The sequence below is a fragment of the Kitasatospora sp. NPDC101235 genome, assembly GCF_044767505.1.
Lineage (GTDB): Bacteria > Actinomycetota > Actinomycetes > Streptomycetales > Streptomycetaceae > Kitasatospora.
On record NZ_JBIWNZ010000014.1, the window covers coordinates 185,659 to 205,112 of the forward strand.

The following is a 19,454-nucleotide window of genomic DNA, read 5'->3' on the forward strand; positions in this document are numbered from 1 at the left end:
CCCCGAGGGGGCGGCCCGCGCGGGGCGGGGCTCGGTCAGTGGCAGCCGCAGGTGGCGAGGCGGGCGGCGACGCGGTCCATGGCGGCACGGGCGGTGTCGGCGGCCGCGCTGCGGGTCATGACGGCGAAGGCGAGGAGGCGGCCGTCGGCGTCGACGACGGTGCCCGCGAGGGTGTTGACGCCGGTGAGGGTGCCGGTCTTGGCACGGATCAGGCCGGCCGCGTCGGCGGCGCCGGACCCGGAGCCGTAGCGCTTGTTGAGGGTGCCGGTGAAGCCGGCGACCGGGAGGCCGGTGAGCACCGGGCGCAGGGTGGGGTGCTGCTCGGAGGCGGCCAGCACGAGGAGTTGGACCAGGACGGCGGGCGGGATCGCGTTGCCCGGGTGCAGGCCGCTGCCGTCGTTGAGGAGCACGTTGCCCATCGGCACGCCGAGCCGGGTGAGTTCCTGGGTGACGGCGGCCGCGGCGCCCTCGAAGCTCGCCGGCTGGTGGGCGGCGATCGCGACCTGACGGGCGATCGCCTCGGCGAGCTGGTTGTCGGAGGTGGTCAGCAGACGTTCGACCAGCCGGGCGACGGTCGGTGAGTGGACCTCACCGAGTGGGGCCGTGCCGGAGACGGTCGGGGCGGGGGCCGGTGCGGCGGCGGGTCTGGCCTTGCCCGTCACGGTGATGCCGCGGGCCTTGAGCAGCACGGCGAAGGTCTCGGCGGCCGCGGCCGCCGGGTCGGCGACCCGGTCCGGCGCGTCCTCCCGGCTCTTCGGGTCCACCCTGCCCTCGTCCACCATCAACGGGACCACCAGGGCGATGTTCTGCCCGTCGTGGTTCTTGTGCTGCGGGCTGCCCGCGTACATCGACAGGTCGTAGTCCAGCTGGACCGTCGTGGTGCCGAGGCTCCGGAGGGTGTCGGCGGTCTGCTGGGCGAGGGCGTCCAGTGAGGCGGGGGCGGTGTCGGCGTCGGCCGGCTGCCCACCGATCTGCACCTGGTCGGCGGGCAGCGCGGTGAGCGTCGGGTCGCCGCCGCCGACCAGGGTGATCGTGCCCGGGTCCGCGCCCCGGACCACCCGGGTGTGCAGCCGGGTGTCGCCCGGGATGAGCGACAGGGCCGCGATCGCGGTGGCCAGCTTGGTGGTGGAGGCGGGGGTGGCCGGTGCGTTCTCCCCGGAGCCGTACAGGAGTCGGCCGGTGCCGGCGTCGGCGACGGCGAAGGTGACCTCGCCGAGGCTCTTGTCGGCGAGGGCGGCGGCGAGCGTCTGCTGGAGGCCCTGCGCGGTGGGGACGGCAGCGCCGTCCTCGACGGCCGCCAGGACGGCGCCCGGCGCGGGGGCCGGGCGTGCACCCGGTGTGTCGCTGCCGCCGCCGGTGGGCGCGGTGGCGGCGGGCGGAGCGGCCCGGCGGGTGGGCGTGGCGCCCGGGCTGTCGTTCGACCGGGGGCCGGCACCGCCCTTCCCGCGGTCGCCCTTCCTCCCGTCGTGGCCGCCCTGCCCGTCGTGGTCCTCGTCCTCGCCGTGCCCGGCGCTGTGTCCGCCCGGCGGCGGGGACGGCTGCGCGTACGCACCGCCCGAGGTCAGGACCGTACTGACGACCAGGAGCGCCGCTCCGAACAGCCCCGCGGCCGTCCCCCCGCGGCGACGCGCCGCTCCTCCCCCTGCTCCCACCGACCGGCCCCTTTCCCGAGCACGCACTCCCGTAGGAGACACTTGGATTCTGTCAGTCCCTACCTTGGAGGAACCGTTGGAGTTCGACGTCCTTATCGAAATCCCGAAGGGCTCTCGTAACAAGTACGAGGTCGACCACGAGACCGGCCGTCTGCGGCTCGACCGGATGCTCTTCACCTCGACCCGCTACCCGGCCGACTACGGCTACGTCGAGGGCACGCTCGGCGAGGACGGCGACCCGCTGGACGCCCTGGTCATCCTGGACGAGCCGACCTTCCCGGGCTGCCTGATCAAGTGCCGCGCCATCGGCATGTTCCAGATGACCGACGAGGCCGGCGGCGACGACAAGCTGCTCTGCGTCCCGGCGACCGACCCGCGCTGGGAGCACCTGCGCGACATCCACCACGTGTCGGAGTTCGACCGCCTGGAGATCCAGCACTTCTTCGAGGTCTACAAGGACCTGGAGCCGGGCAAGTCCGTCGAGGGCGCCAACTGGGTCGGCCGCGCCGAGGCCGAGGCCGAGGTCACCGCTTCGATCAAGCGTCTGGCGGAGCAGGGCGGTCACTGAGCCGTCGTTCCGATCTCATTCGATCGAGGGCGGTTCGAGGTAGGTCGGGACAGCTCGGGGCCGGGGTTCGCGGATTCGTCCGCAGGCCCCGGCCTCTGCCGTGTCCGGGGGCGGAACGCCTTGCCGACGGCCTGTCGGCACGAGGTGAGGTCGGTCGGGACAGCCGGACCGGTGCTGCCGGAACGCGGCTGCACCGGGTCAGTCCTCCAACCGGAAACCGACCTTCATGCACACCTGGTAGTGCTTGATCCGGCCGTCCTCCAGGTGGCCCCGGACCTGCGAGACCTCGAACCAGTCGAGGTTGCGCAGCGTCCGGGAGGCCCGCTCCACCCCGTTGCGGATCGCGGCGTCGACGCTCTCGGTCGAGGACCCGACGATCTCGGTCACCCGGTACACGTGGTCGGTCATGGTGGACTCCCTCAGCTGTGCGACGGCCCCCGGTCCACCGTGCACCGGCCCGGGTCGGCCCGCACCCCGAAGGGCCGCCGCCCCGGGCAACTGCGCCGGGCCGGGCCTCAGAACGCCGCCCGCACCTCGCCGACCGGCACGCCGCCGCCGAGCAGCCGGGCCGCGCCGATCCGCTCGACGGTCTCGTCCGCCCCGGTCACCCCGAGCCTGCGCAGCGCGGCCGCCAGCACCGGGCCGCGGGCCCGCTCGGCGCCGTCCTCGATCTTGAAGGCCAGCGCCCGCCCGTCCGGCAGCGCGACCACCTGGACGGCCTCGGTGCCCATCTTGGACAGCGCACCCGGCACCGCCCGCATCAGCCAGGTGTCGGCCCGGCGGGTGCCGGCCACGTACTCGGGGTGGGCGCGCATCGCGTCGGCCACCCGGCGCGGCTCGGTGCCCTGGGCGGCCAGCACGAGGCCGCGGTAGCCGCGGGCCAGGCCGGTCAGCGACACGGCCAGCAGCGGCGCGCCGCAGCCGTCCACCCCGGCGTGCGCGGCGGTCTCGCCGGTGCCCTCCTCCAGGGCCTCGCGGGCCAGCCGCTGGATCGGGTGGGCCGGGTCGAGGTAGCCGTCGGCGTCCCAGCCGTTGGCCGCGCAGGCGGCCAGCCATCCGGCGTGCTTGCCGGAGCAGTCCATCAGGATCGGGGCGCGTCCGCCGCCGGCGGCGAGCAGCAGCTCCGCCTCGGTCTCGTCCAGCGGCAGGTCGGCCGGGGTGCGCAGGGCCGACTCGTCGAGCCCGGCGGAGCCGAGGATGCTCCGCACGCCATCGAGGTGAAACGATTCTGCGGAGTGGCTGGAGGCCGCCAGCGCCAGCAGCTCGCCCTCGATCGCCAGCCCGGCCCGCAGCGTGGCCACCGCCTGGAACGGCTTGGCGGTCGACCGCGGGAAGACCGGGGCGTCCGGGTCGCCGAGCGCGAACTCGACCGAGCCGTCGGCCGCGAGCAGCACCAGGGAGCCGTGGTGGCGGCCCTCGACGAAACCGGAGCGCACGACCTCGGCGAGAACGGGCGCGGTGGCGGGCAGGGACATGGCGGATGAGCCTTCCGGGGCGAGGGTGGGGCCGGGAGCGAGCCGGGCCCCACCGCCCACGGCGACTCACCCGGTCAGAGCGGCCCTCCTGCGAGCAGGTCGTCGACCCGTGCTTCCCCATCACGGTACCTGCGGGTGATCTCGGCGCTGCAACCGTCGGCCGTGCGCAGCAGCCGCCGGCGCCGTCCGGACACCTCGCGCTCGTGCGCCCGCAGCCGCTCCAGGGCGGCCAGCAGCTCCTCGGCCGGGTGCGCCGCCAGGTCGGCGAGCTGGACGTCGCCCATCAGCGCGTCCGCCTCCAGCCGGGACTCCTGGGTGCGCGGCGGGCCGAGGGTGACGTGCCGGGCCGAGCGCCGCACGGTGGAGGGCGCGTCGGTCAGGATGGCCGGCAGCCGGTCCAGCAGGTCGCCGGGGGCCGGGTCGGGGCCGGACGGGCCGGGCGCACGGACCGGGCCCACGCCGGGCCGCCGGTCGAGTTCGGCGCGCAGGATGTCCATCCGCCCGTGCAGCAGCCGCCGCAGGTAGGACAGGTCGGCCTCCTGCTCCAGGGTCTCCCGGCGCAGCACCCGCAACTGGTCCAGGCCCAGCCGCTCCAGGTCGGGCTCGTCCTCCGCACCCACCGCCGGACCGTCCGGATCCCCGGGGGCCCCCACCACCGGCTCGGACCGGTCCCGCGCCGCGCTGCTCGCGTCCATCACCCATCCACCTGACGTCGTCCGATCCCGCCCGCTCGCGGCACCCCGCCCTGCCACCGGTCCGGCCCGTCCCCCGACGCGCCGCGCGTCCCGTCCACCGGCACGCCCGGGAGCCCCGGAGGTTCCGGTCCCCGGCGGCGCACCGCCCACGGGGCGGCACCGCCGGAACGCCTGACCCATCGGCTCGACCGCCCGGCCGAACCCCGGCCCGGCGCGGCGGACCTCCTGGCGCCCCGGACCCTTCGTACGGTCCACCAGCGTGCCACCCCGCCCGGCGCACGCGCACTGCCCGTGCACCCGAACGGCCCCCTGGCGAACAGGGGTGGCTGATATGACCGGCCCTTTCCCCAGGAAGAACGGCGCCCGATCCGGCGCAGGCACACACCGCCGGGCGTGCACTACCCCCGAGCACGCCCCTGGTGTGCGCCCTGAGGAGGCCGCCGGGGCCTGAAGGGAAGGGTGCGGCGCGGCCCGGGGTGCGGCGGATGCCCGGGGAGGCCCGGGGGTCCTCCGGGGGCCGTACGGCGCTCCGGCACAATGGCGGCATGCGAGCAGTGGTGCAGCGAGTGACCGAGGCCCGGGTGACCGTGGCCGGTGAGACCGTGGGCGCGATCGAGGGGCCCGGGCTCTGCGTCCTGGTCGGCGTCACCCACGACGACACCCCCGCCAAGGCCGCCCAGCTGGCCCGCAAGCTCTGGACGCTGCGGCTGCTGCCCGCCGACGACGAGGGCGTCGAGCAGAGCTGCTCGGACCTCGGCGCCCCGCTGCTGGTGATCAGCCAGTTCACGCTCTACGGCGACGCCCGCAAGGGCCGTCGCCCCACCTGGAACGCCGCCGCCCCCGGCCCGGTCGCCGAGCCGCTGGTGGACGAGGTGGTGGCGCAACTGCGCGCGCTGGGCGCCAAGGTGGAGACGGGCCGGTTCGGCGCCGACATGCAGGTGGCGCTGGTGAACGACGGCCCGTTCACCGTCCTCGTCGAGGTCTGAGCGGCCCCTACTGCGGGACGATCACGTCCTGGGTGCCCGGCACCGTCCCGGCCAGCAGCACGGCTTCCACCGGCACGTTCCGCTTGACGATCGCCAGCGCGATCGGCCCCAGCTCGTGGTGCCGGGCCGAGGAGGTCACGAAGCCCAGCGCCCGCCCGTCCGGGTCGGTGGCCAGCCGCACCTCGGTGCCGTGCGGGGGCAGCGTCTCCTCGGTGCCGTCCAGGTGCAGGAAGACCAGCCGGCGCGGCGGGCGGCCCAGGTTGTGCACCCGGGCGACCGTCTCCTGGCCGCGGTAGCAGCCCTTCTGGAGGTGGACGGCGGTGCGCAGCCAGTCCACCTCGTGCGGGATGGTCCGGTGGTCGGTCTCGAAGCCCAGCCGGGGCCGGTGGCCCTCGATCCGCAGCGCCTCGTACGCCCAGACCCCGGCCGCCGGGCCGAACCCGTCGGTGAACCGCTCCAGCTCGCCGCGCGGCACGAACAGGTCACGCCCGTACGGGAGTTCGCGGACGGCGGCGGCACCCTCGACGGACGCGGTGGAACCGGCCGGAAGGTGGACCACGGCGTACCCGGCGGTCGCGTCGGCGACCTCCACCCGGTAGAAGAACCTCATGCTCTCCAGGTAGGCCACCAGCGCCTCCTGGGTGCCCGGCTCGACGTGCGCCCAGGTGGTGGTGCCGTCGTCCACCAGGTAGAGCGCGTGCTCCACGTGTCCGTTCGGGGAGAGCACCAGCGCCTCGGTGGCCTGCTGCGGCGGCAGCTCGCTGACGTGCTGGGTGAGCAGCAGGTGCAGCCAGGAGAGCCGGTCCGGGCCGGTCACGGTGACCACGCCGCGGTGCGAGAGGTCGACGAAGCCGGTGCCCTGCGACAGGTTGCGTTGCTCGCGGAAGATGTCGCCGTAGTGGGCGGCGACACCCTCGTCGGCCCCCTCGGCGGGGACGGCTCCGGGCAGGGAAAGCAGCGGGCTCTTCACACCGGTCATACCGGCCAGCTTACGACCGGTCCCCGACGAGCTTGGCAGTGCAGTCGGCGCAGCGGCCGAAGATGGCGAAGTGCTTGAGGTCGGTGTCGAAACCGTGCCGCTCGCGCAGGCTGTCGATCAGCGGCTGGGCGATCTCGGTGCCGGTCTCGGTGACCTTCTCGCAGTCCCGGCAGACCAGGTGCAGGTGGTGGTGGCGGCCGGCCAGGTGGTAGGTCGGGGCGCCGTGGCCGAGGTGGGCGTGCGAGACCAGGCCCAGCTCCTCCAGCAGCTCCAGGGTCCGGTAGACGGTGGAGATGTTGATGCCGCTGGCCGTCCTGCGGACGTGGCAGAGGATGTCGTCGGGGGTGGCGTGGTCGAGCTCGTCGACGGCCTCCAGCACGAGCTGCCGCTGTGGAGTGAGCCGGTACCCGCGTTCGCGCAGGTCGGCCTTCCAGTCGTCGGAGAGGTGCCAGTCGCCGGAGAGCTGCCAGTCGGTGGTGCCGGTGTCCGCCACGGTGCCGTCCCTGCCAATGGTCGGGGGTCCTGATGCAAGTGTAGGGACCGGCCGCGGGCCGGTCCCTACCTCGTGCGCGGAAGTGCCGGCCGTCCGGTCATCCGGGGCCGGTCACTTCGAGCCGGTCACCTGAAGAAGGCGATGCCGTCGTCCGGCAGGTCGTTGATGTCCTTGATCAGCTGGGCCGGGCTGAGCACCTTCTTCAGCTGCGCGGACATGTACGGGCGCAGCGGCACGTTCGGGGCGGCCTTCTCACCGACCCAGAGCAGCTCGCCGTTGACGAAGCCGTACAGCCGCTTGCCGCCCGAGTACTCCGGCGAGCCCTCGATCCGGGCCACCGCGTCGGTGGAGACGTCGACCTGCGGCTTGCCGTCGGCCAGTTCGCCGTACCAGATCTCGACCGTGCCGTCGTCGCGGACGGAGGAGATCTCGATCCCCCGGGCGCCGCTGGTGCCGTCGTGGTTGCTGGTGATGCGCCAGAACGCGTGCTCGTTCTCCAGCGGACGGACCTTCTGGCCCTCGTTGTCCAGCACCCAGGTGCGGGAGCGGAACTCCAGGAACGGGCGGCCGTCGTGGCGGATCACGATCTCCTGGCCGAAGTTGCACTTCTCCGCGCCCGGGAAGTCGAAGACGCCCGCGCCCTCCCAGGTGCCGAGGAGGAAGGCGAGCGGGACGACGTCCTTGTGAAGGTCAGAGGGGATCTCGATCATGTTCCTGGTCGCTGTTCTCGTCGGTGTGGGGCTGCCTCAACCGTACGGCAGACTCAGCGCTGGCCCTGGTACAGCTTCATCACCGAGAAGATGGCGAACCAGGTGATCAGCACGGCCATGAGGGCCAGCAGACCGTCGAAGAAGATTTCCAGACCGGACACGGGGGGCTCCCAGGCGGCGACAGTGTGGTGGATTTTGCTCCGCTCACTCTATCCGCCGGTCTCCGGCCGGTCGCGGTGAGCCCCACCACGTCGCCGTTCGCGCCGTCCTCCTGCGGCTGCCCAAGCTTTGCCCAAGGGTTTCGGGGATGCCGGACGGCGGGGGTGCCGGCACCTCTAAGGTGGCGCCATGCCGAAGAAACTCGTCATCAAGGTCACCGCAGGGGCGGACGCGCCGGAGCGGTGCTCGCAGGCGTTCACGGTGGCGGCGGTGGCCGTCGCCAGCGGGATCGAGGTCTCGCTCTGGCTGACCGGGGAGTCCTCCTGGTTCGCGCTGCCGGGCCGGGCGGCGGAGTTCGAACTCCCGCACGCGGCTCCGCTGCCGGACCTGCTGGAGTCGATCCTGGCGGCCGGCTCGGTGACGCTGTGCACCCAGTGCGCGGCCCGGCGCGGGATCGAGCAGAAGGACACCGTCGAGGGTGTCCGCATCGCGGGCGCCCAGGTCTTCGTCAGCGAGATCATGGCGGACGGCGTCCAGGCCCTCGTGTACTGACGCCTCTCGCGCCCTGACGCCCTAGGGGCGCTGCTCGTGGTCGGGGCGGTCCCGGTCGTGGCCGGGGTCGTCCCACTTGGGGTCGTCCCAGCGCGGGTCGTTCCACCAGTCGTCGTCCGGGTCCCGCTTGTTGGCGAACACCGCGGCGGCGGGCGGGATGACCATCGCGACCACGCACATGCCGATCGCCGCCCCGACCGAGAAGAAGCGCACCACGCCCCAGGCCATGACGAACAGGCCCAGGCACACGCCCATCATGGCGTAGTAGTAGCGCCGCCGACGCCTTGCCTGCACCCCTCCACGGTACGGCCGAGGGCCCCTGCGCGGCAGGGGCCCTCGGGGTGGTCCGGACTGGTTCCGGCTCCGGTCAGACCGCGATCGCGACCTCGACGGCGGTGCCCTGGGAGGCCACCACCTGACGGTCCACGGTCTGGCCCGGCACCAGCGCGCGCAGGGTCCACTTGCCCGGGCGGGCGAAGAACCGGAACTGGCCGGTCGCCGAGGTGGGCACCTCGGCCGTGAACTCGCCGCCCTCGTCCAGCAGCCGGACGTAGCCGTTGACCGGCTCACCGTCGCGGGTCACCGAACCCTGGATGATCGTCTCGTTCGCCACGTCAACTCCTGCCAGGTCCGGGCCGCCGGCCTTCGCACCGCACATGTCTGTTCTTCCCTTCTGACTTACGGGTCGAGCCTGGGGCTCAGTTGCTGCCGAGCTCGATCGGCACGCCGACGAGGCTGCCGTACTCGGTCCACGAGCCGTCGTAGTTCTTGACGTTCTCCTGGCCGAGCAGCTCGTGCAGCACGAACCAGGTGAGCGCGGAGCGCTCGCCGATGCGGCAGTAGGCGATGGTGTCCTTCGCCAGGTCGATGCCCTCGGCCTCGTACAGCGCCTTGAGCTCGTCGTCGCTCTTGAAGGTGCCGTCGTCGTTGGCGTTCTTGGCCCACGGGATGTTGCGGGCGCTCGGCACGTGACCGGGGCGCTGCGACTGCTCCTGCGGGAGGTGGGCCGGGGCGAGCAGCTTGCCGGAGAACTCGTCGGGCGAGCGCACGTCGACCAGGTTCAGGTTGCCGATGGCGGCGATCACGTCGTCGCGGAAGGCGCGGATCGAGGAGTCGGCGGCCTGCGCCTTGTACTCGGTGGCGGGGCGGGCCGGCACCTCGGCGACCAGGTCGCGGGAGTCCAGCTCCCACTTCTTGCGGCCGCCGTCCAGCAGGCGGACGTCGCCGTGGCCGTACAGCTTGAAGTACCAGTAGGCGTACGAGGCGAACCAGTTGTTGTTGCCGCCGTACAGGACGACGGTGTCGTCGTTGGCGATGCCCTTGGCGCTGAGCAGCGCCTCGAAGCCGGCCTGGTCGATGAAGTCGCGGCGGACCGGGTCCTGGAGGTCCTGCTTCCAGTCGATCCGGACGGCGTTGCGGATGTGGTTCTTCTCGTACGCGGAGGTGTCCTCGTCGACCTCGACGATGACGACCTTCGGGTCGTCCAGGTGGGCCTGGACCCAGTCGGCGTCGACCAGGACGTCGCTGCGGCTCATGGTGGTGTTCTCCATCCGAGGGCGGTTGTGCGGAAGGTGCTGGTCAGGAGGGTGCTGCAAGGGTGCCCGGGTGGGTGCGGCCCGAAATCCAGTCCGAATACCGGGACGAGGGGGTGGACCGGGGCAACCGGGCAGGAAACTGCGGAGTACATCGGCGACTGCCCGCCCGCAGAGCCGGGCGCGGTCGCCGGGAAGATCGGCGGCGGGCGTCAACTGCCCTGCCAGGACGCCGAATCAGCGCATTCGACACAGACAGGCGGCCACGCGGCACAGGTCTACCGCCCGCCGCTTCGTGAGATCCGTCTGTCGCTTCATGCCGACGATGCTAGGGACACCGGAGGCCCGCTGTCATCAGCGTATCGAATGGTGGGATCAAAACAACCGGATGCTGGGATTTAGCCCCGGCTCGGCCTCGGGGGGCCCGGCCGGAGGCCCTCCGGCGGCATGCACGGGGCGGAAACGGCACCGCTCCGCGGTCCGCGCTGGACAGCGCGTCTCGCGGAGCGGAACGATTCGGCAGGGCCGGGAACGGGTCGGCAGGTGGCCCGGGCCGGGCCCGACGAAGGGCCGGGGATCAGCCCAGGAGCTTGACGCCCTTGCCGTCGAAGGTCAGCTGGAGGCCCTCCGGCAGCGGCGTCACGCCGCCGTCACCGCCCTCCCCGCCCTCCTTGTCAGCCAGCTTCAGCCCGGCCGGCAGCGAGTCCAGGGTGAAACTCATCGGCTCGACCTGCTGGTTGGTGACGCCGGCCACCATTCCCGCCAGCGAGCTCAGCCGGAAGCCGTCCACCGTGACGGTGTTCCCCTTGTTGTGCACGGTGCCCTCGCCGATCGCGATCGGTCCCAGCGAGGCCTTGACCTTGCCCGGACCGGCGTAGGACAGGGTCAGCCGGGAATTGCCGCCCACCGGCAGCTTCGCCCCGTGCAGCAGCTGGGAGGCGGGCGGCAGCAGCTGCGCGAGGTCCGGGTAGGAGATCACCCCGCTGCCGGTGCCGCTGTCCACCGTGGCACTGCTCATGCTGTCGCCGACCTCGACACCGGAGAGCCGGGCCTTGAACGAGTGCAGCGCCACCTGGTGGCTGCCGTCGCCGACGGTCAGGCCGTCGGAGGAGATCCGGACGTCGTCCAGCTTCATCGACAGCACCTGGGTGAGGAAGGGGAAGCCCCCGATCGAGACGTCCGGGCGCTGGCTCATCCGGCCGCTCTTCACGATCCGGTCGGCGGCCTCGTCCTCGGCCACGCCCACCGCGATCCGGTCGGCGCCCAGCAGCAGGCCGGAGAGCACCGCCAGGCCGATCGTGGCCTTCAGCCATCCGCGCATCGTGTCCCCTGTCGTCGCCGGTCGCCGTCGTCGTTCGCCGCTGTGGTCGTTCGTCGCTGCGGTCGTTCGCAGTGGGTCGCTCACCGTTCCATGGCGGACGCAGGACACGTCCGCCCTCGCACGACCGTACGACGTCCCGCCCCGGAACATGGTTCCGGGGCGGGACGTCGATCCGAAGCGGCCTGGACGGAAGGGTCAGGCCAGCAGCTCGGTGGCGATCCACATCAGCGGCGCGGCCACCGCCAGCGGCAGCGCCACGCCCGCCGTCATGTGCACGAAGCGGGACGGGAAGTCGTACGCCGCGACCCGGCGGCCGACCAGCGCGCCCAGCCCGGCCAGCGCGCCGAGCGCCACCGGCGCCCCGACCAGCAGGCCCAGTGCCACCGCCGCGGCCAGGCCCAGCACCGGGCCCAGCTGCTTCGGCCCGGGCAGCGGCGCCGCGGCCAGCAGGGTGGCCAGCGCGACCGCGCCCACCCCGGCCGGCACCCAGTCGGCCAGCAGCAGCGCGGTGCACAGCGCCGTCACCACGGTGGCCGAACCGAGCACGGTCAGCGCGTAGAACCGCTCCTTCGGGTCCGACGGGCGGAACGTCTGCAGCACCAGCACGAGCAGGAAGAACCCGCCCAGGGTGCCCACCACGGCCGCCACGCCGCCGTCGGAGTCCGCCAGCAGCACCGCCACGTCCGCCGTGAAGCCGGCCAGCGCGGCGAGCAGGATGCCCTGCCGGGCGGGCCACATGCCGTTCAGCCGGAACCAGCCGGCCGCCGTCAGCAGCTGGAGCAGCGCGACCACCAGGGCCAGCGCGATCTGCCCGAGCGCGGCGCCGCCGGCCAGCAGCGCGGCCGCGCCGGCGGTGATCAGCGCCGGCTGCAGGCCGGGGTCGATGATCGGCGAGCCGGTCCGGCCGCGCGGGCCGGCGGGCTGCGCGGACTGCGGCGGGACGGCGGGCTGCGCGGACTGCGGCGGGACGGCCGCGTACGGCGGTGCGGCGGGGGCGCCCAGCGGGCCCGGGACACCGGCCACGCCCAGCGGGCCGGGGGCGGTCGGACGCTTGAGCGTCATGGTCGGCGGGTCGAAGGCCTCCGCCGCCACCTGCTGCGCGGGGGCCGGCTGCGGCGCCGGGGCCGCGTGCCGGGCCCGGGGCCTCGGCGGCTGCTGGAGCTGGATCGTCGGGTCCGGCTGGGGCTGCTCCGGCTGCCGACGCCGCTGGGGCTGATGCGACTGCTGAGGCTGCTCCGGCTGCCGACGCCGCTGATGCTGCTGGGGCTGCTGGGGCTGCTGGGGCTGCTGCGACCCGACCGGCATCGCACCGGACACCACCACCGGCGGCAGCAGCGCCGTCGCCTCGGCGTCGTCCGTCGCCGGTACCGGCGGCAGCAGGGTGGTCGCGGCCGCGTCGTCGAACGCGGGCACCACCGGCAGCACCGCGGTCGCCGCCGCGTCGTCCACCGGGTAGCCGTACGGCGGCTGGTGGCCCGGCTGCTGCGGCGGGAAGTGCGGATGCGGCTGCTGCTGCGCCTGGGGCGGGTACGGCTGCTGCGTTCGGTGGGGCTGCTGCGGCCACTCGCCGTGGCCGCCGTGGTTCGGGTGGTTCGGGTTGTTCATGTCCGTCACGCCGCTCAGCCTCCCGCGAACGGCGGGAGGACCTCTACCGTCCCGCCCTCGGTCAGGGCGACGGCCGCGTGGTCGCGGCCGCCCACCTGGGCCCCGTCGACCAGGTACGAGCAGTGCCCGAGCAGCCGGACGAGCTTCGGCCGGTCGGCGTGCCGCTCCTTGGCCGCCGCCAGCGCCTCCGCCAGGGTCGCCGCCTCGTACGGCTCCTCGGCCAGCCCGGCCTCGGACTTCGCCGCCGCCCAGTAGCGGATCGTCCCGCGCACCCGGGCGCCGCTCGCGGGCTCGGTGGTCGCGCCCATCGGGCCACCCCTTCTCGTCGTCCTCGCCCGGTCCCGGTGCCCCGGTCCGGCTCGCCACCGCGCCGGCCGTCCGACCACCCGAACGATGGACCCGAACAGCGCCTCCGATGTGCGTCCCCATGATGGCGTGTCCGCCGCCACGAGCGGCAATCGCCCTGGCCGGACGGGCACCGGCCTCCCACCGGACCGCCGTCGAGGGGCGCCGGACCGGCGCTCGACGTTGTGTCCAGCCGCACGCGGTGCACGCCCGAATGAGGCGAACCGCCGGCTTCCCGCACTCCCGGCCGAGGGGCGGGGTCGGCTATCCTCGACCACCATGAGGGATCCGGGCAGAGTCGCCCCCGGGTCCTTTTGTGCTTTCAGGACGCCAGTACGGACGTTCTTGCGATTCGTCGGCCCACCCCCGGCGCGCAGCAGGAACCGCCCCGCCTGACGCGGCACGACGACGTGCCCCGGCCGGCCGGGGCACCGCCACCCGGCACCGGGCCGCCACCCGGCACCGGACCAGACCGGAGGGTTCACGGTGATGAACAGGGCAGAAACGGTGCGCCAGGGGTTGCGGGACCCCCGGCGGACCCGCCGTCGCGCCCTGCACGCCGTGCGCTCCCTCGGTTCGCCGCGGGCGACCGCCGTCCTCCCCTCCCCCTCAGCACGTGCGCCATCCGGCTGTGGCGGCAGCCGTAACGCGACCGCGACGACCCGGAAAGGGGACCACCGGGTATGAGTTCTCTCCTCCTCCTCACCAATGCGCTGCAGCCCTCCGCCGAGGTACTGCCCGCTCTCGGACTGCTGCTGCACAACGTCAGGGTGGCCCCCGCCGAGGGCGCGGCCCTGGTGGACACCCCCAGCGCGGACGTCATCCTGGTCGACGGCCGGCGTGACCTCCCGCAGATCCGCAGCCTCTGCCAGCTGCTGCGCTCCACCGGCATCGGCTGCCCGCTGATCCTGGTGGTCACGGAGGGCGGCCTGGCCGCCGTCACCGCCGAGTGGGGCATCGACGACGTCCTGCTGGACACCGCCGGCCCGGCCGAGGTCGAGGCCCGGCTGCGGCTCGCGCTCGGCCGGCTCCAGGTCGTCACCGACGAGGGCCCGATGGAGATCCGCAACGGCGACCTCTCGGTCGACGAGGCCACCTACTCCGCCAAGCTCAAGGGCCGGGCGCTCGACCTCACCTTCAAGGAGTTCGAGCTGCTCAAGTACCTCGCGCAGCACCCCGGGCGGGTCTTCACCCGGGCGCAGCTGCTCCAGGAGGTCTGGGGCTACGACTACTTCGGCGGCACCCGGACGGTGGACGTGCACGTCCGGCGGCTGCGCGCCAAGCTCGGCGTGGAGCACGAGCAGCTGATCGGCACCGTGCGCAACGTCGGCTACCGCTTCGTCGTCCCGGAGAAGCCCGAGAAGGGCGAACGGCCGGAGCTCGCCCAACGCCCCGCCGCGCCCCTGGACGCCTGAGGCCCGGGCCCGTCCGAGAACCGGACAAGCCGGGCGGGCCGTCCCCCGCCCGGCTTGTCCGGTTCCTCCCGGAGCCGCCCGACGGCCTGCCGAACGAGGTCCCAGGTCCCACTGCCACCCCGGAGGCCACACGCGTAGACTCCCCCCGTGGCCAAAGTGACGCGCGACGATGTAGCCCGGCTGGCTGGTACCTCGACCGCGGTCGTCAGCTACGTCATCAACAACGGGCCGCGCCCGGTCGCGCCCGCGACCAGGGAGAAGGTCCTCGCGGCGATCGAGCAGCTCGGCTACCGGCCGAACAGCGTCGCCCAGGCGATGGCCTCCCGCCGCACCAACCTGATCGGCATGGTCGTCCCGGACGCCCGCCAGCCCTTCTTCGCCGAGATGGCGCACGCCGTGGAACGGGCCGCCTCCGAGCGCGGCAAGCTGGTGCTGATCGGCAACTCCGACTACGTGGACGACCGCGAGGTGCACTACGTCCGCGCCTTCCTCGGGATGCGCGTCTCCGGCCTGATCCTGGTCAGTCAGGGCCCCTCGCAGCGCGCCGCCGAGGAGTTCGCCGCGATGGAGGGCGCCAAGGTGGTGCTGCTGCACCGCCGGCCCGAGGCGATCGACGACGTCGCGGTGGTCACCGACGACGTGGCGGGCGCCGAGGCGATCGTGCGCCACCTGCTGGAGGTGCACGGGCACCCGTACGTGGCCTGTTTCGGCGGCCCGGTCGAGTCCCCCGCCCCCGGCGACCCGGTCATCGACCACGTCGAGGGCTGGCAACGCGCCATGGACGCGCACGGCGTCCCCACCGAGCCGCACCTGATCGACGCGCCCTTCCACCGCTACGGCGCCTACGACGTCGCGCTCGGCGTGCTCCGCTCGCCGGACCGGCCGCGGGCGATCTTCTGCTCCACCGACGACCAGGCGATCGGCGTGCTGCGGGCCGCCCGCGAGGTCGGCCTGCGGGTCCCGGAGGACCTCGCGGTGGCCGGCTTCGACGACGTACCGGAGGCCGCGCTCGCCGACCCGCCGCTGACCACCGTCGCCTCCGACCGCGACGCGATGGCCCGGGCCGCCGTGGACCTGGTGCTGGACGACTCGCTGATGGTGCCCGGATCGGACACCGAGCGGGTCCGCACGTTCCCGTCCCGGCTGGTCATCCGCCGCTCCTGCGGCTGCGACGGCAACGCCCCCGGCCGACCGGTACCGGAGTAACCGATTCCGCTCTGCGGGTGGCCTGACCAGGCTTTATGAGAACCCAACGGGCTTCTCTCCCCGTTCTGAGCCGGTTCTCATGCACTCCTCATGCACCGGGCCGAGCTTGGTCGACATGAGCGAACAGCAGCGGTACCCCAGCGAGCAGTACGGCCCCGGCCAGGCCCACGAGCAGTACGACCCGTACCGGTCCCAGGAGCCCCGGGTGATCGAGGGCACCGTGCTCGGCAGCGGCCCGGCCGTCGGCGGCCCGGACAGCGGTTCCGGCCCGGACGGGTACAGGTACAGCTACCTGGAGGACCACTCCGACGGCGGCTTCGACGGACCGCCGCCGCCCCCGCCGATTCCGCCCGAGCCGCCCACGATCCTCGGCCCCGGGGGCCCCGGGGGCCCCGGGGACCGCGGCAGCCGGGCCCGGCGAGGACTGCTGCGCGGCCGGCTCGCCATGGTCACCGCCGTCGCCGCGGTCGCCGCCGTCCTCGGCGGGGTCACCGGCGGACTGGTCGCCGCGGACCGGCAGAGCTCCGACGGCCGCGTCGGCACCATCGCCAGCCCGGTCTCCGCCCGCTCCGACGGCAGCGCCGACGTGCCCGCCATCGCCGCCGCCGTCTCGCCCAGCACCGTCCAGATCACCGTCAAGAGCGGCAACGGCACCTCCACCGGCACCGGCGTCGTCCTGAACACCGGCGGGCAGATCCTCACCAACTACCACGTGATCGACACCGCGGCCGGCGGCGCGCGGATCACCGTCACCTTCAAGGACGGCTCCACCGCCCAGGCCACCGTCACCGGAACCGACAAGGCCCTCGACGTCGCCGTGATCACCGCGACCGGCGCGAAGAACCTCACCCCCGCCGTCCTCGGCGACTCCTCCACCATGGCCATCGGCGACCCGGTCGTCGCCATCGGCAACCCCGACGGCCTCACCGGCACCGTCACCTCCGGCATCATCAGCGCCGAGAACCGCGATGTCACCGTCCAGCTCGACGAGGGCAGCACCAGCAACAACGGCGGCTTCGGCCTCCCCTTCCTGCCCGGCCTGCGCGGCACCGTCCCGCAGTCCGACAACGGCAGCACCACGACCTACAAGGCCTTCCAGACCGACGCCGCGCTCAACCCCGGCAACTCCGGAGGCCCGCTGATCAACGCCAACGGCCAGGTCATCGCCATCAACTCGGCGATGTACGCGCCCGGCGGCTCCGGCTCCTCCGGCAACAGCTCGGCCGGCAGCGTCGGCCTCGGCTTCGCCATCCCGATCAACGACATCAAGCAGGTCCTGCCGAAACTCGAAGCCGGCCAGAACCTGTGACCCGCACCCCCTGAGACGGACAATTGCTCCCAGCAGGCCCTCCACCCGACGAGAAAGGGCACCCGCCCATGACCCCGTCCGCCGACGACCGCACCACCGCCGAGGCCGGCCACCCCTCTGCCCGGCTCCTGGTGGTCGACGACGAACCCGCCCTCCGGGACGCCCTGGAGAGCAGCCTCGCCTTCGAGGGGTACGAGGTCGCCACCGCCACCGACGGCTACGAAGCCCTGGAGTCCGTCGAACGCGACCGGCCCGACCTCGTCCTGCTGGACATCATGATGCCCCGGATGGACGGCCTCACCGCCGTCCGCCGGATGCGCTCGCGCGGCGACACCGTCCCGGTGCTGATGCTGACCGCCCGCGACGCCGTCGGCGACCGCGTCACCGGCCTCGACGTCGGCGCCGACGACTACCTCGCCAAGCCCTTCGAACTCGACGAACTGCTCGCCCGCGTCCGCGCCCTGCTGCGCCGCAACGCCCTCGCCGCCGAGGCCGCCGCCCGCGCCGCCGTCGAGGACGAGAGCGAGGTGCTCGCCTTCGCCGACCTGCGGATGAACACCGCCACCCGCGAGGTCACCCGGGCCGGCAAGCCGATCGAGCTCACCCGCACCGAGTTCATGCTGCTGGAGATGTTCCTCGCCCACCCCCGCCAGGTCCTCACCCGCGAACAGATCCTCAAGGCGGTCTGGGGCTTCGACTTCGAGCCCTCCTCCAACTCCCTGGACGTGTACGTGATGTACCTGCGCCGCAAGACCGAGCAGGGCGGCGTCCCCCGCCTGATCCAGACCGTACGCGGCGTCGGCTACGCCCTGCGCCCGGCCACCGGCGCGAGCACGTGACCACCGTTCCGCCCCCTCCGCTGGCTCCGCCCCGCACGCCCGGGCGCCGACAGCGCCTCCTGCGCTGGTTCCGCTCCCGCTCGCTCCGCAGCCGCCTCACCTTCCTGAGCGCGGCGGCGGTGGCGGTGGCGATCGCGCTGTCGGCGCTGGCCTGCTGGTTCATCGTGGAGAAGCAGCTCTACAACCAGGTGCGGACGGACCTGGCGAGCGCGGCCCTTCCTTCGCCGCCGCGAGGGCCAGGCTTCGACTGCTACGACACCCCGGAGCATGCGCTGGAGCGCCAGCGCGGAGGAAGTCTGCCGGAGATCAGCGGAGCCGCGCCCAGGGACACCCAGTTCCTGGCGGCCGGAAAGGGGGTCTGCCTGCCCCTGGGCGCGACCAAGGCGATCGTGACCGAGCCGGCAGACTCCGCGGTCTTCCGGCTCAAGCCAACCCAGTCGATCATCCGAGACGGCCACTACACCAACGGGGATCCCGCACTGGTGCGGCTGACCATGGACCCGAGGTACACGGTGCCGGTCGTCGTCATGGTGGCAACCCCCACCCAGCCCGTCGAGGACTCCCTCCAGGACCTCGCGATCCTCCTCGGCTCCGTCTCCGTCGGCGGCATCCTCCTCGCCGCCCTCGCCGGCCGCCTGGTCGCCCGCTCCGCCCTCAAGCCGGTCGACCAGCTCACCGACGCCGTCGAGCACATCGCCCGGACCGAGGAGGTCGGCACCACCATCCCGGTCCACGGGCACGACGAGATCGCCCGCCTCTCCACCTCCTTCAACTCCATGAGCACCGCCCTCGCCAACTCCCGCGAGCGGCAGACCCGGCTGATCGCCGACGCCGGGCACGAGCTCCGCACTCCCCTGACCTCCCTGCGCACCAACGTCGACCTGCTGATCCGCAGCAACGACACCGGCCGCCCTCTGCCCGCCGCGACCAAGACCAAGCTGCTCGGCAACATGAAGGCGCAGATGCAGGAACTCACCGTCCTGATCGGCGACCTGCTCCAGCTCTCCCGCCCGGACACCCCGAAGAGCGGCCCCGCCCCCACCGTGGTGGCCCTGCACGAGATCGCCGGACGGGCCGTCGAGCGGGCCGAGCTGCGCGGCCCGGGGCTGGTCTTCGAGACGGACACCGAGCCCTGGTACGTGCACGGCGACGCGGTGGGGCTGGAGCGGGCCGTGATCAACCTGCTGGACAACGCGGTCAAGTACAGCCCGCCCGGCGGCACCATCGAGGTCCGACTGCACCGGGGCGTGCTGACCGTCCGCGACCACGGACCCGGCATTCCGCCGGACGAGCTCCAGTACGTCTTCGACCGGTTCTGGCGCTCGCCGTCCTCGCGCCAGCTGCCCGGCTCCGGGCTCGGGCTGTCGATCGTCGCGCAGAGCGTCCGGGAGGCGGGCGGCGAGGTCACCCTCGGCCCGGCCGCCGACGGTGGTCCGGGCACGCTGGCCACCGTCCGGCTGCCCGGCGGCCCCGCCCCAGAATGACGGAAGGGGGGGGGGGGGGGCCCCCCCCCCCCCCCCCCCCCCCCCCCCCCGCGGGGGGCGCCCCCCCCCCCCCCCCCCCCCCCCCCCCCCCCGCGCCCGGCCCCCCCGCGGGGGGGCCCCCCCCCGGGG

General features: G+C 73.6%; 22 protein-coding genes. 8 read left to right on the plus strand and 14 right to left on the minus strand.

All coding sequences use genetic code 11. The annotated features are described in order from the left end of the window. Window positions 1-35: 35 nt before the first annotated feature. On the minus strand, window positions 36-1,652 hold the full coding sequence (gene dacB, locus ACIRRH_RS23925) for a D-alanyl-D-alanine carboxypeptidase/D-alanyl-D-alanine-endopeptidase (protein WP_403070842.1): 1,617 nt from the start codon (window positions 1,650-1,652) through the stop codon (window positions 36-38). Between the two features lie 76 nt (window positions 1,653-1,728). On the opposite strand from dacB, the gene ACIRRH_RS23930 reads away from it, so the two are divergent. Further along, entirely contained in the window at window positions 1,729-2,220 is a 492-nt protein-coding gene (locus ACIRRH_RS23930; RefSeq protein ID WP_030244505.1) for an inorganic diphosphatase, read from the plus strand. Window positions 2,221-2,418: 198 nt separating this feature from the next. Here the strand turns inward: ACIRRH_RS23930 and ACIRRH_RS23935 are convergent, their stop codons facing one another. The 3 genes from ACIRRH_RS23935 to ACIRRH_RS23945 all read right to left on the minus strand — a co-directional run bounded on the left by ACIRRH_RS23935 (window position 2,419) and on the right by ACIRRH_RS23945 (window position 4,390). Continuing rightward, on the minus strand, window positions 2,419-2,628 hold the full coding sequence (locus tag ACIRRH_RS23935; RefSeq protein ID WP_224285507.1) for a dodecin: 210 nt from the start codon (window positions 2,626-2,628) through the stop codon (window positions 2,419-2,421). A gap of 107 nt (window positions 2,629-2,735) precedes the next feature. After that, window positions 2,736-3,695 (minus strand): asparaginase, encoded by a 960-nt coding sequence (locus ACIRRH_RS23940; protein ID WP_403070846.1) that lies wholly within the window; start codon window positions 3,693-3,695, stop codon window positions 2,736-2,738. A gap of 74 nt (window positions 3,696-3,769) precedes the next feature. Beyond that, window positions 3,770-4,390 carry an ABC transporter substrate-binding protein gene (locus tag ACIRRH_RS23945; protein ID WP_403070849.1) on the minus strand — a complete coding sequence of 207 codons (621 nt, stop codon included), beginning with the start codon at window positions 4,388-4,390 and terminating at the stop codon, window positions 3,770-3,772. A 545-nt stretch (window positions 4,391-4,935) separates the two neighbouring features. Between ACIRRH_RS23945 and dtd the strand changes: the two genes are divergently transcribed. Beyond that, on the plus strand, window positions 4,936-5,376 hold the full coding sequence (dtd, locus tag ACIRRH_RS23950) for a D-aminoacyl-tRNA deacylase (RefSeq protein WP_403070851.1): 441 nt from the start codon (window positions 4,936-4,938) through the stop codon (window positions 5,374-5,376). Window positions 5,377-5,383: 7 nt separating this feature from the next. Here the strand turns inward: dtd and ACIRRH_RS23955 are convergent, their stop codons facing one another. From ACIRRH_RS23955 to ACIRRH_RS23965, 3 genes are all read right to left on the minus strand, one after another. Continuing rightward, the gene (locus ACIRRH_RS23955; RefSeq protein WP_403070943.1) at window positions 5,384-6,346 is read right to left on the minus strand and encodes a YgfZ/GcvT domain-containing protein; all 963 of its coding nucleotides are present in this window, start codon (window positions 6,344-6,346) and stop codon (window positions 5,384-5,386) included. A 19-nt stretch (window positions 6,347-6,365) separates the two neighbouring features. After that, a complete protein-coding gene (locus ACIRRH_RS23960; RefSeq protein ID WP_380767178.1) occupies window positions 6,366-6,848 on the minus strand; it encodes a Fur family transcriptional regulator in 483 nt (160 codons plus the stop codon). A gap of 125 nt (window positions 6,849-6,973) precedes the next feature. Continuing rightward, on the minus strand, window positions 6,974-7,558 hold the full coding sequence (locus ACIRRH_RS23965; RefSeq protein WP_403070854.1) for an FABP family protein: 585 nt from the start codon (window positions 7,556-7,558) through the stop codon (window positions 6,974-6,976). Between the two features lie 348 nt (window positions 7,559-7,906). Between ACIRRH_RS23965 and ACIRRH_RS23970 the strand changes: the two genes are divergently transcribed. Beyond that, the gene (locus tag ACIRRH_RS23970; RefSeq protein WP_189924813.1) at window positions 7,907-8,269 is read left to right on the plus strand and encodes a DsrE family protein; all 363 of its coding nucleotides are present in this window, start codon (window positions 7,907-7,909) and stop codon (window positions 8,267-8,269) included. Between the two features lie 21 nt (window positions 8,270-8,290). Here ACIRRH_RS23970 and ACIRRH_RS23975 read toward each other — a convergent pair whose 3' ends face one another. The 7 genes from ACIRRH_RS23975 to ACIRRH_RS24005 form a co-directional block, all read right to left on the minus strand. Beyond that, window positions 8,291-8,563: a DUF3099 domain-containing protein gene (locus tag ACIRRH_RS23975; RefSeq protein WP_403070858.1), complete on the minus strand. Its 273-nt coding sequence runs from the start codon at window positions 8,561-8,563 to the stop codon at window positions 8,291-8,293. 73 nt (window positions 8,564-8,636) lie between these two features. Further along, entirely contained in the window at window positions 8,637-8,927 is a 291-nt protein-coding gene (locus tag ACIRRH_RS23980) for a DUF1416 domain-containing protein (protein WP_030059605.1), read from the minus strand. A gap of 40 nt (window positions 8,928-8,967) precedes the next feature. Beyond that, complete coding sequence (locus tag ACIRRH_RS23985; RefSeq protein ID WP_380767180.1) at window positions 8,968-9,804, minus strand: sulfurtransferase; 837 nt, start codon at window positions 9,802-9,804, stop codon at window positions 8,968-8,970. 234 nt (window positions 9,805-10,038) lie between these two features. Continuing rightward, window positions 10,039-10,119 (minus strand): Ms5788A family Cys-rich leader peptide, encoded by an 81-nt coding sequence (locus ACIRRH_RS23990; protein ID WP_350517234.1) that lies wholly within the window; start codon window positions 10,117-10,119, stop codon window positions 10,039-10,041. A 259-nt stretch (window positions 10,120-10,378) separates the two neighbouring features. Further along, on the minus strand, window positions 10,379-11,122 hold the full coding sequence (locus tag ACIRRH_RS23995; protein ID WP_403070861.1) for a DUF2993 domain-containing protein: 744 nt from the start codon (window positions 11,120-11,122) through the stop codon (window positions 10,379-10,381). A gap of 195 nt (window positions 11,123-11,317) precedes the next feature. Further along, window positions 11,318-12,736 (minus strand): hypothetical protein, encoded by a 1,419-nt coding sequence (locus tag ACIRRH_RS24000; RefSeq protein WP_403070864.1) that lies wholly within the window; start codon window positions 12,734-12,736, stop codon window positions 11,318-11,320. A 5-nt stretch (window positions 12,737-12,741) separates the two neighbouring features. Then, on the minus strand, window positions 12,742-13,035 hold the full coding sequence (locus ACIRRH_RS24005; protein ID WP_224281820.1) for a MoaD/ThiS family protein: 294 nt from the start codon (window positions 13,033-13,035) through the stop codon (window positions 12,742-12,744). A gap of 720 nt (window positions 13,036-13,755) precedes the next feature. Here ACIRRH_RS24005 and ACIRRH_RS24010 point away from each other — a divergent pair. The 5 genes from ACIRRH_RS24010 to ACIRRH_RS24030 all read left to right on the plus strand — a co-directional run bounded on the left by ACIRRH_RS24010 (window position 13,756) and on the right by ACIRRH_RS24030 (window position 19,325). Continuing rightward, complete coding sequence (locus ACIRRH_RS24010) at window positions 13,756-14,487, plus strand: response regulator transcription factor (protein ID WP_380767186.1); 732 nt, start codon at window positions 13,756-13,758, stop codon at window positions 14,485-14,487. A gap of 147 nt (window positions 14,488-14,634) precedes the next feature. Continuing rightward, window positions 14,635-15,693 carry a LacI family DNA-binding transcriptional regulator gene (locus ACIRRH_RS24015; RefSeq protein ID WP_403070868.1) on the plus strand — a complete coding sequence of 353 codons (1,059 nt, stop codon included), beginning with the start codon at window positions 14,635-14,637 and terminating at the stop codon, window positions 15,691-15,693. Window positions 15,694-15,808: 115 nt separating this feature from the next. Further along, window positions 15,809-17,002: a S1C family serine protease gene (locus ACIRRH_RS24020; protein ID WP_403070871.1), complete on the plus strand. Its 1,194-nt coding sequence runs from the start codon at window positions 15,809-15,811 to the stop codon at window positions 17,000-17,002. A gap of 68 nt (window positions 17,003-17,070) precedes the next feature. Further along, entirely contained in the window at window positions 17,071-17,841 is a 771-nt protein-coding gene (locus ACIRRH_RS24025) for a response regulator transcription factor (protein ID WP_403070874.1), read from the plus strand. Then, on the plus strand, window positions 17,838-19,325 hold the full coding sequence (locus tag ACIRRH_RS24030) for an ATP-binding protein (protein WP_403070877.1): 1,488 nt from the start codon (window positions 17,838-17,840) through the stop codon (window positions 19,323-19,325). The genes ACIRRH_RS24025 and ACIRRH_RS24030 overlap by 4 nt, the downstream gene beginning before the upstream one ends. Window positions 19,326-19,454: the final 129 nt, after the last annotated feature.